Raw genomic sequence first — 18,489 nt, 5'->3', positions numbered from 1 at the left:
GATCGGCGCCGGGGTCAGGCGGCGGGCATCGACCGGATGCGGCCGTGCATGGTGCCCCGGTCGCCCCCGCGCAGCATTCTCGCCGCCGTCACCACGCCTTCGGCCGACCATGTGCGCCGGGTGATCTCAAGGCAGGGGACATGCGGCGCGATCGCCATCAGCCGCTGTTCCTCGGGCGTGGGCAGGACCGCGCGGACTTCCTCGCTGCCTTCGCGGTAAGGACGCATCAGCATCAGGCGCGAGAACAGCGTCTGGCTTCCCAGGTCCACGGCCATGCAGGCCGGCAGGGCTTCGGGGGCGATCAGGCGATCTTCAAGTTCCAGCGGGACGTCATCCTCGAAATGGAGGATCACGGCGTGGAACAGCATGTCCCCCTCGCCGCGTTCGAACGCGCGGGCCTGCTCGGCGCCGGCCGGCGCAAGCTCCCGCTTCAGCACTTGCGCGCGGTGGCGGGCGCCGCGCACCGCGATTTCCTCGATGATGTCGAGATGGGCGTACTCCGCGACATAGGGTCGCGGCGGGGCAACGAAAGTGCCGGAGCCCGCGTGCCGTACGAGAAAGCCGCGCGCGGTGAGATCGCGCAGGGCGTGATGCACGGTCATCCGGCTGGCGCCGAACATTTCCATGAACCCGCTTTCCGAAGGGATGCGATCCCCGGCGCTCCATTCGCCCGAAGTGATGCGGGCGATGATGTGGCGGTCGATGCTCTCGCGCAGGCCGGGGGCGGCGGGTCTGGTCGTCATGCCCCGCGCCTTAGCACAGGCGCGGCTGCCTAGACAGCAGGCCATTATCTGTATATACAGATTGGGCCATGGAGACGCTGATGCCTGCCGACACCCTTCGATCCCGCGATATTCTCGCCGATTGCGAGACGCCTTGCCTGATCCTCGACGAAACGAGGATGCAGCAGAACATCGACCGCCTTCGGCGCCATCTGGCTCCGCTTGGCGTGATGCTGCGTCCGCACATGAAGACCGCCAAGTCCATCGACGTTGCCCGGCGCCAGCTTGACGGCGGCTGCGGTCCGGCCACGGTTTCCACCCTGAAGGAAGCGTCGGAACTGTTCGCGGCGGGGGTTGGCGATATCCTCTACGCGGTGGGGATCGCGCCGCAGCGGCTGGAGAGGGTGCAGGCCCTGCGCGCGGCGGGGTGCGACCTGACCGTCGTCCTCGATTCCGTGGAACAGGCGCGCGCGGTGGTCGCCGCTGGCGCCGACGCGCCGATCCCCGTCCTGCTCGAGATCGACTGCGACGGGCACCGCTCCGGCCTGGTCCCGGATGACGAACGCATCGCGGCGATCGGGCGCATCCTGGTGGACGGGGGCGCGGTGCTGCGCGGCGTGATGACCCATGCAGGCGAAAGCTACGGTGCCAGCGGCGGACCGGCGCTGGAGGCTTTCGCGGAACGGGAACGTGCCGCCGCGGTCGAAGCGGCGGAGAATCTCAGGCATGCGGGCCTGCCGTGTCCCGTGGTCAGCGTCGGCTCGACACCGACGGCACATTTCGCGCGCGACCTTGCTGGCGTTACCGAAGTACGGGCCGGGGTCTATGTCTTCTTCGATCTGGTGATGGCAGGGATCGGCGTCTGCTCGGTGCAGGACATCGCGCTTTCGGTGCTCACCACCGTAATCGGACATCAGCGGGACAAGGGCTGGATCATCGTGGACGCCGGATGGATGGCGCTTTCACGCGATCGCGGCACGCTGGGGCAGGCCGTGGATCAGGGCTACGGGCTGGTCTGCGATGCCGAAGGCACGCCGCTGGCGGACCTGATCGTCATTCAGGCCAACCAGGAACACGGGATCATCGCCCCGAGGCCGGGCAGCGGCGGTGTCCTGCCGGAATGTCCCGTGGGCACGCGGCTGCGCATATTGCCCAATCACGCTTGCTCCACGGCGGCCCAGTTCGACGCCTATACCGTCATCCCGTGCGGCGCTGCCGGTCTTCGGACCTGGCCGCGTTTTCGCGGCTGGTAACGAGGTCTGCATGAAGTTCATCTCCGAAGAACAATCCGCCGCGCTGGTCACGCCCGAAATGGCGCGGGCGGCGGCGCGGGAGGCTCTGGTCCTTGCGGCGAGCCCGCAAGGCATCGTTTTCCCCGCCGTGCTGGCGCATGGCACCGTGCCTGCCGACAGGTTTTCGATAAAGGCGGGGGTTGCGGGGGATCTGGCAGGGCTCAAGGTCGGTTCGTTCTGGCCGGGCAACGCCGCGCGCGGGCTGCCGCGCCATAATTCGGCGATCCTGCTGATCGACCAGAGCCTTGGCCGTGTCGAATGGGTGATCGAGGCGGGGCAGGTCAATGCCTGGCGGACCGCCGCCGTGAACGCCGTTGCCGCCGAAGCGCTGGCACGAGAGGATGCCGGGGTGCTCGCCCTGTTCGGGGCCGGGCATCAGGCACTGCATGAATGCCTTGCGCTTGCGGGCGTGCGGCCGATCCGCAAGATCCTCGTGGTCGCGCGCGACGATGCCAAGGGGGCCGCATTTGCCGCCCGGCTTGGCGAACACGGGCTTCGGGCCGAGCTTTCCGGCGCGCGCGAGGCCTGCGAAGCGGCCGATATCGTGGTCACCGCCACGCCGGCGCGTGCGCCGCTGTTCGATGCCGAATGGATCGGGCCGGGCACGCATGTCGTCAGCATGGGGTCCGATGCGGCGGGCAAGCAGGAACTGCCGCCGTCCCTGTTCGCGCGGGCGCGCCTGTTCTGCGACCTGCCCGCGCAGGCCGTGACCATCGGCGAGTTCCAGCATTACCGCGGCGACCGGGCGCGCATCGCGGCAATCGGGGATGTCCTTTCGGGCCGCGCTCCGGGGCGCCGGTCGGCGGAAGAGATAACCGTCTTCGACAGTTCCGGCATCTCGCTGCAGGACCTTGTCATCGCGCGGCACCTCGTGGCTGCTTTCGAAAACCGGAACCCGGGGGACCAGCATGCCTGAACGCGCCATCTCCATCGCAGACGTCATCGACGCGGCAGACCGGATTCGCGGCGCGGCGGTGCGCACGCCGCTGCTGGAATTCGCGCCGCTGAACGAACGCCTCGGCCACCGCGCGCTGGTGAAGTTCGAAGGTGCGCAGCACACCGGTTCCTTCAAGTTTCGCGGAGCCTACAACCGGCTGTCCCGTATCGCTGCCGAGCGCAGGGCCGCAGGGGTCGTCGCGTGGTCTTCCGGCAACCATGCCCAGGGCGTGGCGGCGGCGGCGCGCCTGCTTGGCATCCCGGCAACGATCGTCATGCCCGCCGATGCCCCGGCCATCAAGGTCGCCAACACGCGGGCGCTGGGCGCGCAGATCGTTCCCAATGACCGCTACACCCAGTCGCGGGAAGAGATCGCCACGGCTCTGGCGAATGCGCGGGGCGCGGTTCTCGTGCCGTCGTTCGACGATCCCTTCGTGATCGCCGGGCAGGGAACCGCCGGGCTGGAGATCCTTGAACAGGCGGGGGAAGCGGGGGCCGAGATCGGCCGGGTGCTCGTCTGCTGCGGCGGGGGCGGGCTGGTCGCCGGGATCGCCACGGCAATCAAGGCCTCGGCTCCGCAGGTCGAAATCTACAGCGTGGAGCCCGAGGGGTTCGACGATACGGCCCGATCGCTGGCCAGTGGCCACCGCGAATCCGTTCCTTCGGGCGCCCGCTCGATCTGCGATGCATTGCTGGCGCCGAGCCCGGGCGAAATGACCTTCCCGATCAACCGCGCGCTGCTTTCCGGCGGCCTTGCGGTGAGCGACGGGGAAGTGCGCGAGGCGATGCGCTTCGCGTTCGAGAAGATGAAGCTCGTCGTCGAACCGGGCGGCGCCGTGGCAATGGCTGCGGCCCTTTCAGGCCGCGCGCCGCCCGCGCCGGGCGCCACGGTCATCGTCCTGTCCGGCTCTAACGTCGATCCCGGGCTCTTCCGCTCGATTCTGGAAGACGCTTGAATCCGCGACGCCTAGTTCATCCGGAAGGCGATGTTCTGCGCGGCGCCCGCGCAGGCCGTGTCGCCGCCGGGGCGGTAGCTGCTTTCGTAGACGAAGTCCTTGGCCATGGCCGATGCCGCATCGGAAAAGACGAACGGAGGGTAGGAGATCAGCGCCCGCTGCTGGCGGGTGCGACCGGCGGAATCGACATCGAACTCCACGCGGGTCCAGCCTTCGAAGCCCATGCGCGCGGCTTCCATCGGATAGTCGGTGGAGCTTACGCCGGTCCTGCGAATGGCGGGCGCGGCGCCGATGAAGGCGCATTGCTCGGTGCTGAGGCCGGTCTGCTGGAAGATCTGCTGGGCCTGCGAGAAGTCCCTGTTCTGCGCGGCCCATGATGCGCTTTGCAGGAGCGCGTTGATCTTGAGCGGATGGTCGCGAGGCAGGGCGGGATCGGCGATCACCGCTTCGCGCAGGGTGGGCGCGTCCACGGGGGCGCTCAGGCGGTAGCCGGGCGAAGCGATCTGCAGCCGCACGGTGTCGGTCGCCAGGGCATCGCCGGTTGCCGTCACCACCGGAAGCAGTTCCCTTAGCGCGGCGCGCGTTGCCGCCGGTTTATCGGAATTGCGCTGCGCGGCGATGGCGAAGCGCAGCCAGTTCGAAGTCTCCACCGGCATGTTCCGCCTGAGTGCAAGGCCGAGGCCTTCCTGCAGGTAGGTGTTGGCCGAAGCCGTGTCCGTCACCGGATTGAGGCCCAGCATGCCCAGCAGCGCGACGGTCAACTGGTCCGTCCCTTCCTTGCGGGACTGATCGAGCAGCGCGCTGGCCCGGGCGGCGACCGCGCCGTCGGTTCCGCCCTGGATCCTGCCGGCCAGCAGTGGCGAAGCCCACTGCATGAAGCGCGAGGTCAGCGGTTCGTTGATCTGGGGGCGGGCTCCGGCGACCGTGCAGCGCATCTCGACCCGCATGGCGTAGCGCAGGAACGGCTTGATTTCCTGCACCTTCGCGGGCGCCCAGGACCAGCGGGACGCTGCGCGCGCGAACGCCAGCGCAATTTCGCGGCCCCCGGTGGAATAGATCGGCTGAACCCCGAAGGCCGAACCGTCGTCGGCGATGCTGAATTCGACCACGGCGTAGTCTGCCGGGGTCAGGCCGCTGGTGGAGCCGCAAAGGGGGACATCCATGTTCTCGGCACGGGAGAATGGCGCCTGATCCATGCGCCCGGCGCCGGTATAGACAAGATAGTTCCGGGCATCGTCCCGCTTGTTCAGCAGCATGGCGGCGATCGCGAGGTCCGAGCGGGTGGCGACATCGCTGAGCGAAACCTTGAGCGACAGCCCACCCTGAAGCTTCAGCGCGTCCTTGAGCAAGGCGTAGCCTTCCGCCTTTTCCCCGCGATTGAGCAGTATCCGGGCCTTGAGCGTCAGCAGTTGCGCGTGGAAATCCTTGCTGATCGAAGGCGTTGCGTCAGCGATCCGGCTCGCCTCGTCGATATAGGCGAGCGGTTCGGGGCCGGGATCGAAAATGGAAACCTGTGACAGCGCCAGCAACGGCCTGAAGCGCCCCTGCGGCCCGCCCGCCGCCAGCGCCAGACGGAATTCGTCCCCCGCGCGGGCGTAGTCGAACCGGTCGCGGGCGGCGGTGCCCAGCCCCATGTGGGCGTTCACGACATCGCCGACAAAGGCTTCCCCTGCGGCGACCATTGCCGGCAGTCCCGAACGGATCGCGGCTTCGCCCTCGTCGGTCCGGTGCAGTTTCACCAGGCAGTTGCCCTTGCGCACGCCGATCGCGCCGCGCACGACCGGGGACTTCATGGCGGCGGGATTGTGTTCCAGCGCTTCGAATGCGGTAATCGCGTCGCTGCATTTGCCATCCTGTGCCGCGTCGCTGGCGGCATCGAACTGCTGCTGGAGCGTGGCGGGCGCCGAAGCGGGAGCCGCTGCGGCGGGAGCCGCGGCCTGCGCTGTTGCCAAAAGCAGGGATTGGCCAATAATACCGAACATAGGGAGCCTCGGAGAAGTGTTCAGGTGCGTAGTGGGCTATCCAATATGGCTTCGCAAGTTAAGCGATTGATATCAATTGTCGTATTTCCATCAGTATTGTCCCTTATAGGCACGCCCGCGCCCGCCCTTGCGGCAGGGCTGGTACCCGCGGCCTCGCTTGTTGCGGCGCCGGGCGAACCGCCTCGCGATAGCGTGCTGATGTTCGTCGCTTCGTGGTGCGCCCCCTGCCTTGCCGAGCTTGCCCGGTTCGAGGCGCTGGAGGCTGCGGCGCGCCCCCGGCGCCTGCTGATCGTCGCGCTGGACGAGGGCGCGCGCAGCACGGAAATGACGCGCCGCTTCGATGGTCGCCAGAAACTGGCGATCTCGCCGCGAGAGGGTTGGGAACTCCTGCGCCGCGCTTCCGCCGGGCGGGCGGCCGGGTTGCCCTATGCCGTGATGACGGACGAGACGGGCAGGCCCTGCGCCCTGCGCGACCGCGGCCTGAGTGAGGCGGAACTGCGCACGATGGCGGCGACCTGCAAGGGATAGGTCGGCATCAGGTTCGGCGGGGGGAGGCGGCCATGCCCTTCAATTCTGCTGGAGTGCCTCGAAATAGGCATCGAGCTTGAGGCGGGTATCCTTGCTCAGGTGAATATAGATTCGCCGCCCGTCGGCCGGGTCCTTCGAACGCGTGAGCAGGCCCTTTTCGGTCATCCGGTCGATCCAGCGCGTTGCCGTGGTCGCAGGAGCCGATGCCGCGATGCACAGGCTCGAGATCGAGACCGGTTCGCCTTCGTAATGGGCGGCGTAAAGGTCCAGCATGATGTCCCAGCACGGGTCCGAGAAGAATTCGGCGCCGAAGCAGTTCTCGCGCGCGCGGCGTTGCCTTATGCGGTCCCGGGCAAGCGCGGCGCGGGCCTCTTCCGGCGGAGAAAGGGGCGGGGTTGAGGCTGGCGGCAGGGCGGTTTCCGACGAATGCCGTAGTTGGCGCCGTGCACGCCATTGCTCTATCGCGATGTTTTCCAGCATCGCGATGAGATTTTCCACTCGCCCCACCAGCGTGTCGAGCTGCGCTTCTTCCGGTGCGACTGGTAAGTGGCCGCGCGCATGTTCGCTCATGCGTGTCCCCTTTGCCTGATTTCCCGCAGGACCAGCGCCGGAGCGCGCGCGATGGTTCCCGCCCTCGTCGCAATCGAGGCTCGCCCTGCCGAATTTGCCCGCCCTGCCTAACCCGTTCAAAAGGCGACATCTATGCGGATCGTGTCGCTGTAGTCCCCGGCGGCAGGCGTGATCTGGCCGGGCAGAACGGCCGCCCTGTAGGTATAGCTCTGGGTCGTGACGGAATCGTAGATGCCCTGGTTGGTGTCGGCAGTGGCACTGCTGCGCCGGGTGCTGTCCACCGATCCCCAGCGCTCGGTGGAGGAGGCCGACTTGTATATCTCGTAGCGCAGGTAGTTGCTGGAATTGTCGATCTTGCGCATCCGGCGGACGGTGCCGTCGGCATTGTTGCCGTCGTTGAGGCCCACCGTATAGCTCGCTCCCGCGCTGCACCGGATCAGGATGGTCCGGGTGATGGGGTTGAAGCTGCCGACCAGCGGCGCCGAGCCGAAGCTGGCGGCCGGAGCGGTGATGATGCAATCGTTCAGGACGGTGAGTTCCACGTTGACGCGAACCGTGCTGCCCGCTCCCCAGTTGAGCGCGACACCGAGCCCCGGACGGACGAAGCCCGGACTGGACGAGTAGCTGAGGCATACGGCGGCCCCGAGCGAGCATACCGAGTAGAACCAGCGCAAGTCGAGGAAGCCGGTGTAGCGTCCTGCCCGGAGGCCGGAGGTCGCGGTCGTGCGGAAATAGAGGGGGATGGAGTTGTTCGTGCCCGCAAAAAGGCTGACGATGCTGAGCGAGGACAGGTTCTGGAAGCTGCCGATAGCAAGGGCGGCTCCGTTCGCGCTCAGTGAAGCGGTGAAGGGGATGGTCTGTCCGCTCGGACCGGTGAGCCGGAAGGTCGAGGCATCCACCTGAAGGCCGACATAATGCGTGGTCAGCGCCGCGAGGAGAATGTCGCACTGCAGCCCGGCCGATCCGCTCCCCGCCTGCGCGGTATTGGCGACGGTGTAGGAACTCAGGCTGCCGAGGTTGGTGCTCGTTGCCGAAAGCGTGCAGGCTCCGGCGGTGCCCGGCATCATCGACCAGGCGGCCAGCGTGGCGGCGATGCCGCAAGGCAGGCGCTTCAGGAACGGCATGTCAGCGTTCCCGCATCGATGATCTCTTCGGCTTCGGCAGGCACGGAAAACGCTGCATGGCAGCGTGTGCCGTCAGGCAGGATCGCTTCCAGGACGGTCTCGGGGGAGGCGTCGTCGATGAACAGCATTCCGTCCCAGCCGACATAGGTCCTGTCCTTGCGGTTGACCGTAATCGGGGTTCCGGCGGGCAGCGGCTCGCCCCGCGTGTCAGCGATCGTCGCGCGGACGGCGATCGCCCTCTCGATCGGAAAACGGATGACGTGGCCGCTGCCGGCGGCGATGGCCACGCGGCGGCTCACGGTATCGGCCTTCACGTTGGGCGACAGCGACAGGGTGTCGATGTCGTAATGCGCGGGGTAATAGGCACTGGCCGAGGGGACCAGCAGCTTGCCGCCGGAACCGGTCCTGCCGATGAGCTGGTTTTCGTAGCGCACCGGGATGCCCGCCTCGCCATCTGTACTGACGACCGCGAAGGCATCGGACACCCGGTTCGCCGCGAAGAGCGAGCCGTCCATGAAGACCAGCGAGCCGCTGGCGCCGAACCATCCGGTCACCTCGTCCCGTCCATAGGCGCCCGCACGAAGCTGGACGGGCTGGGCCCGCCAGAGCACGTCGCCCCTGAGGTAGGGTCTTCCGCCGCCCTCGCTGAAGGCGCTGGCGCTCCAGCCCAGGCCGCCGTCGGACGGCACGGCGCGCGAATAGTCCGCCCGCAATCCGCTGCGCCCGGCATTGTCCCGCGAGACGCCGGTGCCGAGGTTGCCGCCACCCAGCGGGATGGTGAGCGTAATCGCGCCCGACCATCCGCGTTCCGCGAAATCGCGGGAGATCGAGGCATTGATCCGGCTTTCTCCCACCAGCGGCAGCGCCCAGCTCAGGTTCGCCAGCCGGGCATCGGCGGTGCCGGATCGCTGGAGGTCGAAGTAGCCGATGCCCAAGGTGCTGGCGCTGCCGATGGCGATGCTGGCGGTGGCGGCGGTCGATCGCTCCCGGTTGCCCGCGCAGCTTTCGGCAGGAGGTTCGGAAAGACATTCCGGACGGTTCTGCCGGCCGTTCCTGTCCAGCACTCCGAGATCGGCGTAGTGGCGGTCCTGTCGGCTGTGGCGCAGGCCGAGGGAGAAGGTCCTGGCCTGATACTCGTAGCCGAGAGTCAGTTGCCCACCCTGGCGCCCCTTGTGAAAGCTGCGGGCATAGGCGGTGCTGACGATGCCGAGATTGCCCAGCCGGAAAACGGCGCCGGCCCCCAGCAGGCGCATAGTTCCCGTGGCTTCCGCGCGTGCCTCAAGCGTGAGGCCGGAGGTCATCCCCCGGCGCAGGGAGGCGCTTGCGGCAAGCCGGCCATAATCGAAGTTCGCGGTGCCGTAGTTGCGGCGAAAGGCCCCTGCCGCCACGGAATAGTCGGCAAGGCCGGGGCGCAGCAGGATGCTGCTGACATAGAACGGCAGCGCCGTTGCCACGCTGCGCCCATGCATGTCGGTAACGATGAGATTGGCCTCGCCGTAGCCGCTGATCGGCGGCAGCGTGTCGAGCGCGAAAGGACCGGGGCGAACCTGGCTCCCCGCGATCCGCTGGCCGTTGACGACCAGTTCCACCGTGGAAGGCAGCGCCGCGCCCCCGGCAAATTCGGGCAGCGGATAGGTGACGATATCCGGCCGCACCGAGAAATCGCGCGAGACCTGCGCGCCGCCCAGCCGGATCGCGGGCGCCCAGGGCAGGGTCCGGGTGATGATGTCGCCGGCTTCCACGGTCGTCATGCTGCGCTCGTCCGACCAGCGCCATGTCGTATCGAAGCGGACGTAGGCCCGCCCTGCATTCGAGCGCAGCGCGCCGGTGGTGGAAAACAGGCCGAAGGGGCCGAACAGCCGGGCTTCGTGCCAGAGCGAAGCCTGAAACGCCGCCCTTTCGCCGCCGCTGACGTAGAGGTCGTAATTGAGCAGTGCGCCGGTATCCTGCTGCGCCGGGGCGAATGCCTCCGCGCTGCTGCCCAGATGCTGGGCGGGGAGGCGCTCAGGGGAGACGGTGAGGTGCAACTGCTGGCGCGGGGCGTCGTAATCGGCGCTCACGCCTTCCAGACTGTCGATAAACAGGCTGTCCTCGGCCGTGTCCACCAGCAGGCCCGCTTGCCGCAGATCCTGCGCGCGAAGCTGGAACCGTCCGCCCTGCCGGGTCACCGGGGCGATCACGCCGCTTGCCAGTCCATTGACGACGAGTTCCAGTTCGAGCCGCTGCTCGGCGTCCGGGTCGGTGTGCCGGGGCGGTGGTGGCAGCTCGGTAAAGACATCATACCGGGCATCGGCCGCTTGCGCGGGCGCTGCTTGCAGGACGGTCGCCGCCAGCGCGGCCAGCCACGGGAGGCGCGCCGGAGAATGGGTGGCGGCGATCATGCGCCGTCATTCCGGCAGCCGCTCGATACGGGCCTGCGCCCGTCCGTTGACGGCGGCAACGAGATCGCCCGATCCGTCCACCCCCGATGGCAATGGCCAGCGCATCATGGCGCCGGGCAGGACATAGCCGAACAGGCCTTCACCCAGCACCGACGCTGACCGCCCGCCCGTGAAGGCGACGTCGCTCAGCCTGGCATGGCCGGAGCCGCTGTTGCGGATTTCAAGGAAACGGCCGTCCCGGTCCGTGCCCGTGCGCCAGGCGATGGCGGCTGCGGGCGGCGTCGGCCTTTTCGCGCCGCCTTCCTGCTTCGCCTCGGAAAACAGTGGAAGCGAGTAGCGCATGCGAAAGGTCACGGATGCGCCGGCGGTGCCCGGGCCTTCCTTCACCGGGACTTCATCGACGATGATGCGATAGGGCTGCTCTCCCGACGGCGGCGGGGCGACAAGCCGCGTGATCCGCACCAGTTGCCGGGCCCCCGGCTCGATGGTCACGATCGGCGGCGAGCCTATGACCTCGCGCGTCTCGGCATAGAGGTTCTGGTTTTCGCGCTGCGTCCAGGCATAGATGCGGACCTGCAGCGTAATCGGCGACTTGCCTGGATTTTCGAGCCAGAGCGCGGTGGCCCGGGCCTGCCCCTCTATGACCGGGTTGACCGGCCAGATCAGGATCGAGCTGGGTGACTGCGCGGCGGCGGGCAGGCCATGCACCGCAAGGAACGCGGCTTGCGCAAGCAGGAGGAGCCTCGCCAGTCTGCCGGGGGGAATCATGCTCTTCATCGGCTTATCCTCGGCTGGGAGCTGTCACCAGCTCAGGGTGACGATCAGGCTATCGGTGTAAGTGCCGGGCGGCAGGGTTCCCGAAAGCGTCAGCGATCCGTAGATCGGCAGGCGCACGTCCTCGCTGTTAGTGCCGGTTACGGGAACGGCGGGGGCTCCGCCGATGGCGATGGGCTGGGTGCAGCCTGCGTCCCTGCACAAGGCATAGGAAATCCGCGCCGATGCATCGGTCCCCCTCTGGAGGTTGCGCATGCCGGATGCCGCGTGGTTGCCGCCGTTTACCGTCATCGTCAGATTGACGCCGGGCGTGCAGCGCAGGCGGATCGCCTGGGTCGCCGTAGAGGTTGCCGTGCGGGTCGCCCTGGAGAACGTCGAATCCACGCCGAAGTCCAGCCTGCCGACGAGCCCCGCGTTTCCGCTGCTCCCCAGCCCGTCCACAAGACAGCCTGCCGTGATGTTCGCGGTGACGGCGAACTGCGCGGTCGTATCTGCTCTTGCGGCGGCGGGAAGCATGGCTGCCGCGACGCACGGGGCGACAAGGATCGCGAGCGCCGGCGCCGGGAGCGCCTTCGCGTCAATTCCAGTTCTCATGAGCCTGGTCCGGGCGGCGTGCCGCTAGAGTTCGAGGACCACGGTGACGACGTCCGAATATGTGCCCGTGGTCAGGCCCGCCTCGCCGAAAGCGCGGCCATAGACGTTGACGGTCTGCTGCGTGCCGTCGGCGGGCAGGGTGATGTCGCCGTCTACGGGAATGATGACCGAACGGTTGGTGTCGGAATAGAGGTTGTAGGTGACGAACTGGCCCGCTGCGGTCTGATTGGCCATGGCATGGACGCCCACCCCGGCGCCCGATCCATCGTTTTGCCCGGCATTGAACGACAAGGTGGGCGCGATCCCGTTGCTGCACTGGACCGTGAAAGCCGCGCCGCCGTTGAGGACCTGGGCATCGGCCTGCGTGAACAGCGTGTTTTGCGTGCCGAAGTCGAGCGTGCCGAAAGCGACGTTGGCGGTGCCGTCGTCATAGTTCTGTCCGTTGACGATACATCCTGCCTCCAGGGTGATCGTCGCGTCGATCGTGCCGGTAATGTCGGCCCGGGCAGGGTTCGTAGCAAGGACTATCGCCGATAGTCCGGCCGCGGAAAGAGCAATCTTTCTGAGCACGTTCGCACCTCTCTTGCTATGCGCTGCAGAATACTTTCGCAAAGTATCGCTTGAATCCGGGTAACCGAACCTTGCGGAGCATTCTTTCAGTGGCGACCTTCAGGGCTGCTTTTTTGCTTGTTAGTTAACTTGTTGAAATGAATACTTGAAAAAATGTTGTATCAAGCATTATCATCCGATTCAGTTTCAACTTTCCCCAAATTGGAGTGATTTGCCGGCCGGCACCCGTTCCGATCGGATCGTGCCGACGGGTTTCGCCTGTCAATCAGCGGGATATGCCCCGCTTGGAGCCCCTTTTTGCGGCCCGTTTCAAAGGGCTGGGAAGAACCGATGCGGCTCCAAGTCCGCGCAGGCATGGCATCGGGAGCGGCTCTGTCCGGGGCAAATTTGTCTTTTTGTATCGCGGGGCCGTTGGGCGCCGGGTCATATCGTGATATGTTCGCGCCATGTTTCTGGCCGCAATCTCGCTTTCGGCAGCGATCCCTTCCGTCACCTCCTCTTTTATCACCGCGCGTTCGGACCGGCCGATCGCGGACGTGGCGGCATGTGTGGAGACGGAGTTCGACGATCTGGGCGTGAGCGAAAATCTCGCGATCGAGACCGGGCGCAAAGTGGATTTCCGACTGGCCGCGAACGACGCGAGCCGTCCCGCCGTGGTGATGTCGTTCGAGGCGCGTCACGATGGCACGCTGATCCTCTACGGCTTTGGCGACTGGCGGGATGCGGTGGAGCCGATGTGGAAGAACCTGGCGCGGGAGTGTTTTCCCGAGATCCAGGGCGCGGTGGTCAAGGCCGTTCCCTGACCCGGCCGCCAGGCTTGCGGGCGCTTCCGCGCGGCATGTAACGCCGCATCAGCGCGCGCGCCGGTAAAGCCCCTTTCCTTCGAAGATATCGGGCGCAAGGTCTTGTCCGACGATGCGCAGCTGCATGGATTCGAAAGGGGCCTGTTCCAACTGGCCGCCATCGATCGAGAAGCTCAGTACCGTGTCGCTGGCCGGTTCGATGCGGAAGCTGGCATCCCGCCCCGGCGCATAGGGTGCCGACAGGCCGACCGCCACGACCGGGCTGTCCGGCCTGCCGGGCCGGATCGCCAGCCCGCCGGACCCCGTCTCGATCTGCTCTTCCTGTCCATCGGCATGGCGCAGGGTGACGCGCACATGGTTCGCGGTCTGCTCCCGGACCGGATCGAGCACGCGAACCGCGATTCCGCCTGTCCACTGTTCACGCGGGATGTCGGCGGCATCGGGTGTTTCCGGTGCGATGCATGGGGCCGGAAGCTCCGGCTCGGCAAGGTCCGGGTCCGGCAGATAGGCTTCCCCGGCGGCGGATTGCGCCGCCGCGCGCGCATCGAACCATGCGGCGAAGGCCTTGCCGACTGCTTCGTTCGCTTTGGGCGAGGGGGCGTCCAGTGCCCGGCGGGCCAGCATTGCGGCGCGGTCGCGCGTGAGCAGGGCGGTCTGGAGGGTCTCGGCGGCCTTCCGGCGGAGGCTTTCCCTGGAAACCGGGACGGTCGCGGCCTCGTCGATGGTGGGAACCGGCGTCACCGCGATATCGGCCCATCCGGCCAGGAACGGGCAGCGCGCCGCGACGGCGTCCGCGGCTTCTTCGGCCTGTTGGCGAAGCAGGGCCTGTTCGGCCTGCAAATCCCAGGGCTCGGCTCCGAGCGGAGCATAGAGCGGCTTCGCATCGTCAGGGCCTTCCGGTTTCAGGATCACCGATGCCCCCTCGCGTGACCAGCGGCCCTTGGCGAACTGGTCAAGCGCGCCGTAGCTGATGTACCATTCGAAGGTTCCGTCTTCGCGCAGGAGAAGTTCCGAACCCGTCTCCATGACGCCGGAAAGGTAGTAATGGCCTGCCACGGAGGCTTCGCTGGCGGCAGCGTGGGCAGGTCCGGGCGGGGCTGCAAGCGATGGGGAGCCTGCCAGTGCCGATGCGGCCAACAGGACGATGGCAGGCAAACGGGGCACGGCGACCGGGAATGTCACGAAAATCCTCCTCCGAACCGCCGTCCGCTCTTCTGAGCGTTCTGCCTTGAGCGGCAAGCGATCAAACTACCGCCTGCGGCCATGAAGTCAAAACCGGCCCGTGCCCGCATGGCACGAAGCTTCAGGGCAAGGTCTTGAATTTTCCCGGAATCAGGAGAACTCCGCCCAGGGTTTAGGAGAACTCATAGGACGGCTTCCATAACTCTATTGAATTGGTTGAGAATGGACGTGATTACCCCCGGTGTCTCCTTGAGGCACTCGCATAGGGGGTTTTGTTGCCGTTCGTTCGTTCTTTCCGCCGTCGCCGTTCCGGACGCCTGCATGCCTTGTGCGGTGCGGCCTCGGCCCTTGCGATAACCTTCGCCTCGCCCGCGTTCGCCGCTGACGCCGAGGCCGATGCATCCGCTTCCGCCGCCGGGGAAGTGAGCGAAATCACCGTCACCGCGCGCTATCGCAACGAAAGCGCACAGAAGGTGCCGATCGGCATCAGCGCCATTTCCGGCGAGCAGCTTTCGGCGCAGGGCGCCACCACGCTGAAGCAGGTGCTGCAGCAGCTACCCAGCCTCAATATCCAGGGCTTCAGCGGCCGTAACCAGACGATCACCGTGCGCGGTATCGGCACGAATGCGGGCGGCACCAACGACGGACTGGAGCAGGGCGTCGGCATCTACGTGGATGGTGTCTACCGCCCGCGCACCGGCTCGGTCATCACCGACCTCATGGACGTGGAGAGCATCCAGCTCCTGCGCGGGCCGCAGGGCACACTGTTCGGCAAGAACACGGTGGCCGGCGCGCTCGACGTCAAGACGCGCGAACCCGCGTTCGATCAGGAAGCGCGCGGCGAACTGACTTACGGCAATCACGAGCAGTTTCGCGGCTATGTCTCGCTGAACTCGACGATCGGCGACGATATCGCCTTCCGCGTCAGCTACCTGCGATCCAGCCGCGAGGGCCTGATCTACAATACGACCTATCGCCAGCACTGGGACGACCAGGACAATCACGCGGCCAAGTTCGACCTGCTCTACAGGCCGGCCGATAACTTCAAGCTGCGCTTCATTGCCGATTACAGCGTGCAGAAGGGCGACATGGGCTTCCAGATCGTCTCCGGGGTGCTGCCGACGACGCTGGCCAACGGCACCGAGGTGCGCGGCTTCTACCGCAGGGCGGCGGACGTGGGCTATACGCCGATCGCCGTCGATCCCTTTGCCCGCAAAACCGATATCGACTCCTCGCAATATGATGAGATGCCGAGCTGGGGGCTCCAGACGCGTGCGGACTGGGACGTCGGGCCGGTCTCGCTGACCTCGATCACGGCCTATCGCAACTGGAAATGGATTCCGAATTATGACGGCGACCAGATCGGCGCCAATGTCATTACCTACAGCGTGGTCGATACCGACCAGCAGCAGTTCAGCCAGGAATTCCGCGTCGCCTCCAATGGCGAAAAGACCATCGACTACACCGCAGGCCTCTATTTCTTCTGGCAGGAAGCGGACGACAAAGTGGTCCAGACTTACGGCCGCGACGCATCGGCCTGGCTGCTTACCGGCAATACGCCTTCGGCCTCGGTTTCGGCGATCCCCTCGGCGGCGCTGGAAGGGCTGACGGCCTTTGCCCATGTCGTTCCCGCCACTTACAGCTATGCGGCCTACGGGCAGGCGACCTGGAATATCTCGCCGGTGTTCCGCCTGACCGGTGGCCTGCGCTACACTTACGAGCACAAGACCGGGCTCTACGATGCCGACTTGCGCGGCGATTTCGCGCCGATCGACAGTTTCGACCCGGCGCTTCAGGCGACGATCGCCGCCACGCGCGCCAGCCTCGCGCCGACTTCGTCCTACAAGGCTTCGAACAATACCGACAACCTGTCCGGCACCCTGATCGCCGCTTACGACCTCGACAGCGACCTGCACGGCTATGCCTCCTACTCGCGCGGCTTCAAGTCGCCGGGCATCAACCTCGTGCGGCAGTCGCTGGGCGTCGACATCTTCGTGAAACCGGAGAAAGTGGACAATTACGAGCTGGGCCTGAAAAGCCGACTGCTGGGCGGCAAGGCGGAACTGAACCTTTCCCTGTTCTGGGCGGATATCGCCAACTACCAGGCGAACTACGTCAACAACGCAGTGACCCCGGCGGTCGGCTATATCACCAATGTCGGCACCGTGCGTTCGCGCGGCGTGGAACTGGATGCCCGCCTCAGCCCGTTCGAGGGCCTCTCGCTGGGTCTCGCCGGAACCTACAACGATGCGGAATACCGCTCGTACAAGAATGCCCCGGCGCAGTACCTCAACAGCTACCTCGGCGTGATCGACCTTTCCGGCCGCCGTGCATCGGGCGCCCCGCGTCTCGCAGCGACCGGCAACGGCGAATATACCTTCGATGCCGGGAACGCGAAGGTCTACCTGGGCGGCGACGTCAGCTACCGTTCGGGCTATTACGCTGCGGTCAATCTGGACCCCTATTCATGGGTGCCGCGCTCGACCCTCGTGGGCCTTCACGCCGGGGTGCGCAGCCCGGACGAGCGCTGGGACGTCTCGGTCTGGGTCCGCAACCTCTTCGACGAGGACTACTACAACACCAAGACCGTCTACGGCCAGTTCGGCGTCGTTCTCGCCGCGCTGGGCGATCCGCGCCTCTTCGGCGTGACCCTCAAGGGCCGCATCTGATGCGCGCCCCCCCCATCATCGCAAAGGAGCAGAGATCATGACCAGGCGCACCCTCAAGCTCGGCCTCGTTCCCACCGGCGTTGGCGGGCCGGGCCAGCACAACCGCTGGCTCGACCCGGAAATCCCGGCGGATGCCAGCGTCAACATCGGCTGGTACATCGACGCCGTGCGCAAGGCGGAAGGCGCGAAGTTCGACTTCGTCTTCATCGTCGACAGCCAGTTCATCACCCCGGATTCGCCGCCGCATTACCTGAACCGGCTCGAACCGCTGACCCTGCTTTCCGCGCTCGCGGTGGCGACCAGCCACATAGGCCTCGTCGCCACGGCGACCACATCGTTCAACGCGCCGTTCAACCTTGCGCGCCGTTTCGCCTCGCTCGACCTCATCAGCGGCGGGCGCGCAGGCTGGAATGTCGTGACCAGCGGCGATGCCGGGGCGGCGGGCAATTTCGGGCTCGACGAGCATTACGACTACGAGACCCGCTACGGCCGGGCGCACGAATATCTCGATGTCGTGCACGGCCTCTGGCGCTCCTACGAGGACGATGCGCTGGTGCGCGACCGCGAGAGCGGCGTGTTCCTCGACAAGGACAAGCTCCATGCGCTGAACCACAAGGGCCGGCATTTCTCGGTGGCGGGGCCGCTCAACATCCAGCGCTCGCCGCAGGGTGAGCCGGTGATCTTCCAGGCGGGCGATTCCGACCAGGGCCGCGACCTCGGCGCGCAGACCGCCGATGCGATCTTCACCCATGCCGCCACGATCGAGGACGGCAAGTCCTTCTACGCCGACATCGCCCGCCGCGCCGAAGCGGCCGGGCGCAATCCGGATGAGGTCATCATCCTGCCCGGCGTCAGCGTGTTCGTCGGCGATACCGACGAGGACGCACGCGGCATCGAACAGGCGCACAAGCTGGCCGACCACAGCTTCGATCAGGCCCTGAACGAGTTCGGCCGCTCGTTCGGCTGGCACGATTTCCGCCAGTACGACCTCGACGCGCCGTTCCCGGTGCAGGCGCTTGAACATGCCCGCCGCAGCTTCTTCACGCAGGCAAAGAAGCTTACCGACCTTGCCGTGGAGCGCGGGCTGACCTTGCGCGAGACCGTGGAGCTGGTGCGGGCAGGGCATCGCAGCCCCTTCGTCGGCAGCGCCCGCACCGTGGCGGACACGATAATCCGCTGGTTCGAGGAACGCGCGCTCGACGGGCTCAACGTGATGCTCGGCCATCCCGACCAGTTCGATCGTTTCGTAAGCGAAGTCGTGCCGCTGCTTCAGGAGGCGGGAGTGTTTCGCAGCGACTACGAAGGCACCACCTTGCGCGATCACCTCGGCCTGCCGAAGCCCGCCAATGTGCGTGCATCTGCGCAGGCCCCGCGCGAACCGGCGCTCACCGCATGAGGCAGGAGGC

16 protein-coding genes are annotated in these 18,489 nt (G+C 66.6%); 7 read left to right on the top strand and 9 right to left on the bottom strand.

Annotation, left to right across the window (positions count from 1 at the left end; genetic code table 11):
• Positions 1–14 precede the first annotated feature (14 nt).
• A complete protein-coding gene (locus tag U9J33_RS21220) occupies positions 15–743 on the bottom strand; it encodes a UTRA domain-containing protein (protein ID WP_324699105.1) in 729 nt (242 codons plus the stop codon).
• Between the two features lie 80 nt (positions 744–823).
• On the opposite strand from U9J33_RS21220, the gene U9J33_RS21215 reads away from it, so the two are divergent.
• The 3 genes from U9J33_RS21215 to U9J33_RS21205 are packed head-to-tail and all read left to right on the top strand — an operon-like array spanning position 824 to position 3,906.
• On the top strand, positions 824–1,975 hold the full coding sequence (locus U9J33_RS21215; RefSeq protein WP_324699104.1) for an alanine racemase: 1,152 nt from the start codon (positions 824–826) through the stop codon (positions 1,973–1,975).
• 10 nt (positions 1,976–1,985) lie between these two features.
• Positions 1,986–2,930, top strand: coding sequence for an ornithine cyclodeaminase family protein (locus U9J33_RS21210; RefSeq protein ID WP_324699103.1), 945 nt, complete (start codon positions 1,986–1,988; stop codon positions 2,928–2,930).
• A complete protein-coding gene (locus U9J33_RS21205) occupies positions 2,923–3,906 on the top strand; it encodes a threonine/serine dehydratase (RefSeq protein WP_324699102.1) in 984 nt (327 codons plus the stop codon). The genes U9J33_RS21210 and U9J33_RS21205 overlap by 8 nt, the downstream gene beginning before the upstream one ends.
• Positions 3,907–3,917: 11 nt before the next feature.
• Here the strand turns inward: U9J33_RS21205 and U9J33_RS21200 are convergent, their stop codons facing one another.
• Positions 3,918–5,858, bottom strand: a complete 1,941-nt coding sequence (locus tag U9J33_RS21200) for an energy transducer TonB (RefSeq protein WP_324699101.1) — start codon at positions 5,856–5,858, stop codon at positions 3,918–3,920.
• Positions 5,859–5,984: 126 nt separating this feature from the next.
• Here U9J33_RS21200 and U9J33_RS21195 point away from each other — a divergent pair, with 126 nt between their 5' ends.
• Positions 5,985–6,416: a hypothetical protein gene (locus U9J33_RS21195; RefSeq protein WP_324699100.1), complete on the top strand. Its 432-nt coding sequence runs from the start codon at positions 5,985–5,987 to the stop codon at positions 6,414–6,416.
• Positions 6,417–6,455: 39 nt separating this feature from the next.
• On the opposite strand, the gene U9J33_RS21190 is transcribed toward U9J33_RS21195, so the two are convergent.
• The 6 genes from U9J33_RS21190 to U9J33_RS21165 all read right to left on the bottom strand — a co-directional run bounded on the left by U9J33_RS21190 (position 6,456) and on the right by U9J33_RS21165 (position 12,429).
• Positions 6,456–6,986 carry a MarR family transcriptional regulator gene (locus U9J33_RS21190; protein WP_054436696.1) on the bottom strand — a complete coding sequence of 177 codons (531 nt, stop codon included), beginning with the start codon at positions 6,984–6,986 and terminating at the stop codon, positions 6,456–6,458.
• A 116-nt stretch (positions 6,987–7,102) separates the two neighbouring features.
• Positions 7,103–8,110 (bottom strand): spore coat U domain-containing protein, encoded by a 1,008-nt coding sequence (locus tag U9J33_RS21185; RefSeq protein ID WP_324699099.1) that lies wholly within the window; start codon positions 8,108–8,110, stop codon positions 7,103–7,105.
• Positions 8,098–10,491: a fimbria/pilus outer membrane usher protein gene (locus U9J33_RS21180; RefSeq protein ID WP_324699935.1), complete on the bottom strand. Its 2,394-nt coding sequence runs from the start codon at positions 10,489–10,491 to the stop codon at positions 8,098–8,100. The genes U9J33_RS21185 and U9J33_RS21180 overlap by 13 nt, the downstream gene beginning before the upstream one ends.
• A 6-nt stretch (positions 10,492–10,497) precedes the next feature.
• Positions 10,498–11,268 carry a molecular chaperone gene (locus U9J33_RS21175; RefSeq protein WP_185999139.1) on the bottom strand — a complete coding sequence of 257 codons (771 nt, stop codon included), beginning with the start codon at positions 11,266–11,268 and terminating at the stop codon, positions 10,498–10,500.
• A 24-nt stretch (positions 11,269–11,292) separates the two neighbouring features.
• The gene (locus U9J33_RS21170; protein ID WP_221937255.1) at positions 11,293–11,859 is read right to left on the bottom strand and encodes a spore coat U domain-containing protein; all 567 of its coding nucleotides are present in this window, start codon (positions 11,857–11,859) and stop codon (positions 11,293–11,295) included.
• 24 nt (positions 11,860–11,883) lie between these two features.
• Complete coding sequence (locus tag U9J33_RS21165) at positions 11,884–12,429, bottom strand: spore coat U domain-containing protein (RefSeq protein ID WP_054436682.1); 546 nt, start codon at positions 12,427–12,429, stop codon at positions 11,884–11,886.
• Positions 12,430–12,875: 446 nt separating this feature from the next.
• Between U9J33_RS21165 and U9J33_RS21160 the strand changes: the two genes are divergently transcribed.
• Complete coding sequence (locus tag U9J33_RS21160) at positions 12,876–13,232, top strand: hypothetical protein (protein WP_054436679.1); 357 nt, start codon at positions 12,876–12,878, stop codon at positions 13,230–13,232.
• A gap of 48 nt (positions 13,233–13,280) precedes the next feature.
• On the opposite strand, the gene U9J33_RS21155 is transcribed toward U9J33_RS21160, so the two are convergent.
• Positions 13,281–14,414 (bottom strand): hypothetical protein, encoded by a 1,134-nt coding sequence (locus U9J33_RS21155; RefSeq protein ID WP_324699933.1) that lies wholly within the window; start codon positions 14,412–14,414, stop codon positions 13,281–13,283.
• A 326-nt stretch (positions 14,415–14,740) separates the two neighbouring features.
• Here U9J33_RS21155 and U9J33_RS21150 point away from each other — a divergent pair, with 326 nt between their 5' ends.
• The gene (locus U9J33_RS21150; protein WP_324699932.1) at positions 14,741–17,083 is read left to right on the top strand and encodes a TonB-dependent receptor; all 2,343 of its coding nucleotides are present in this window, start codon (positions 14,741–14,743) and stop codon (positions 17,081–17,083) included.
• A gap of 37 nt (positions 17,084–17,120) precedes the next feature.
• On the top strand, positions 17,121–18,479 hold the full coding sequence (locus U9J33_RS21145) for an LLM class flavin-dependent oxidoreductase (RefSeq protein WP_324699931.1): 1,359 nt from the start codon (positions 17,121–17,123) through the stop codon (positions 18,477–18,479).
• Positions 18,480–18,489: the final 10 nt, after the last annotated feature.

The organism is Novosphingobium sp. RL4 (genome assembly GCF_035658495.1).
In the GTDB taxonomy this organism is placed as follows: domain Bacteria; phylum Pseudomonadota; class Alphaproteobacteria; order Sphingomonadales; family Sphingomonadaceae; genus Novosphingobium.
The sequence above is the reverse complement of the archived record's forward strand: the minus strand, read 5'-3'. Positions and strand labels throughout refer to the sequence as shown.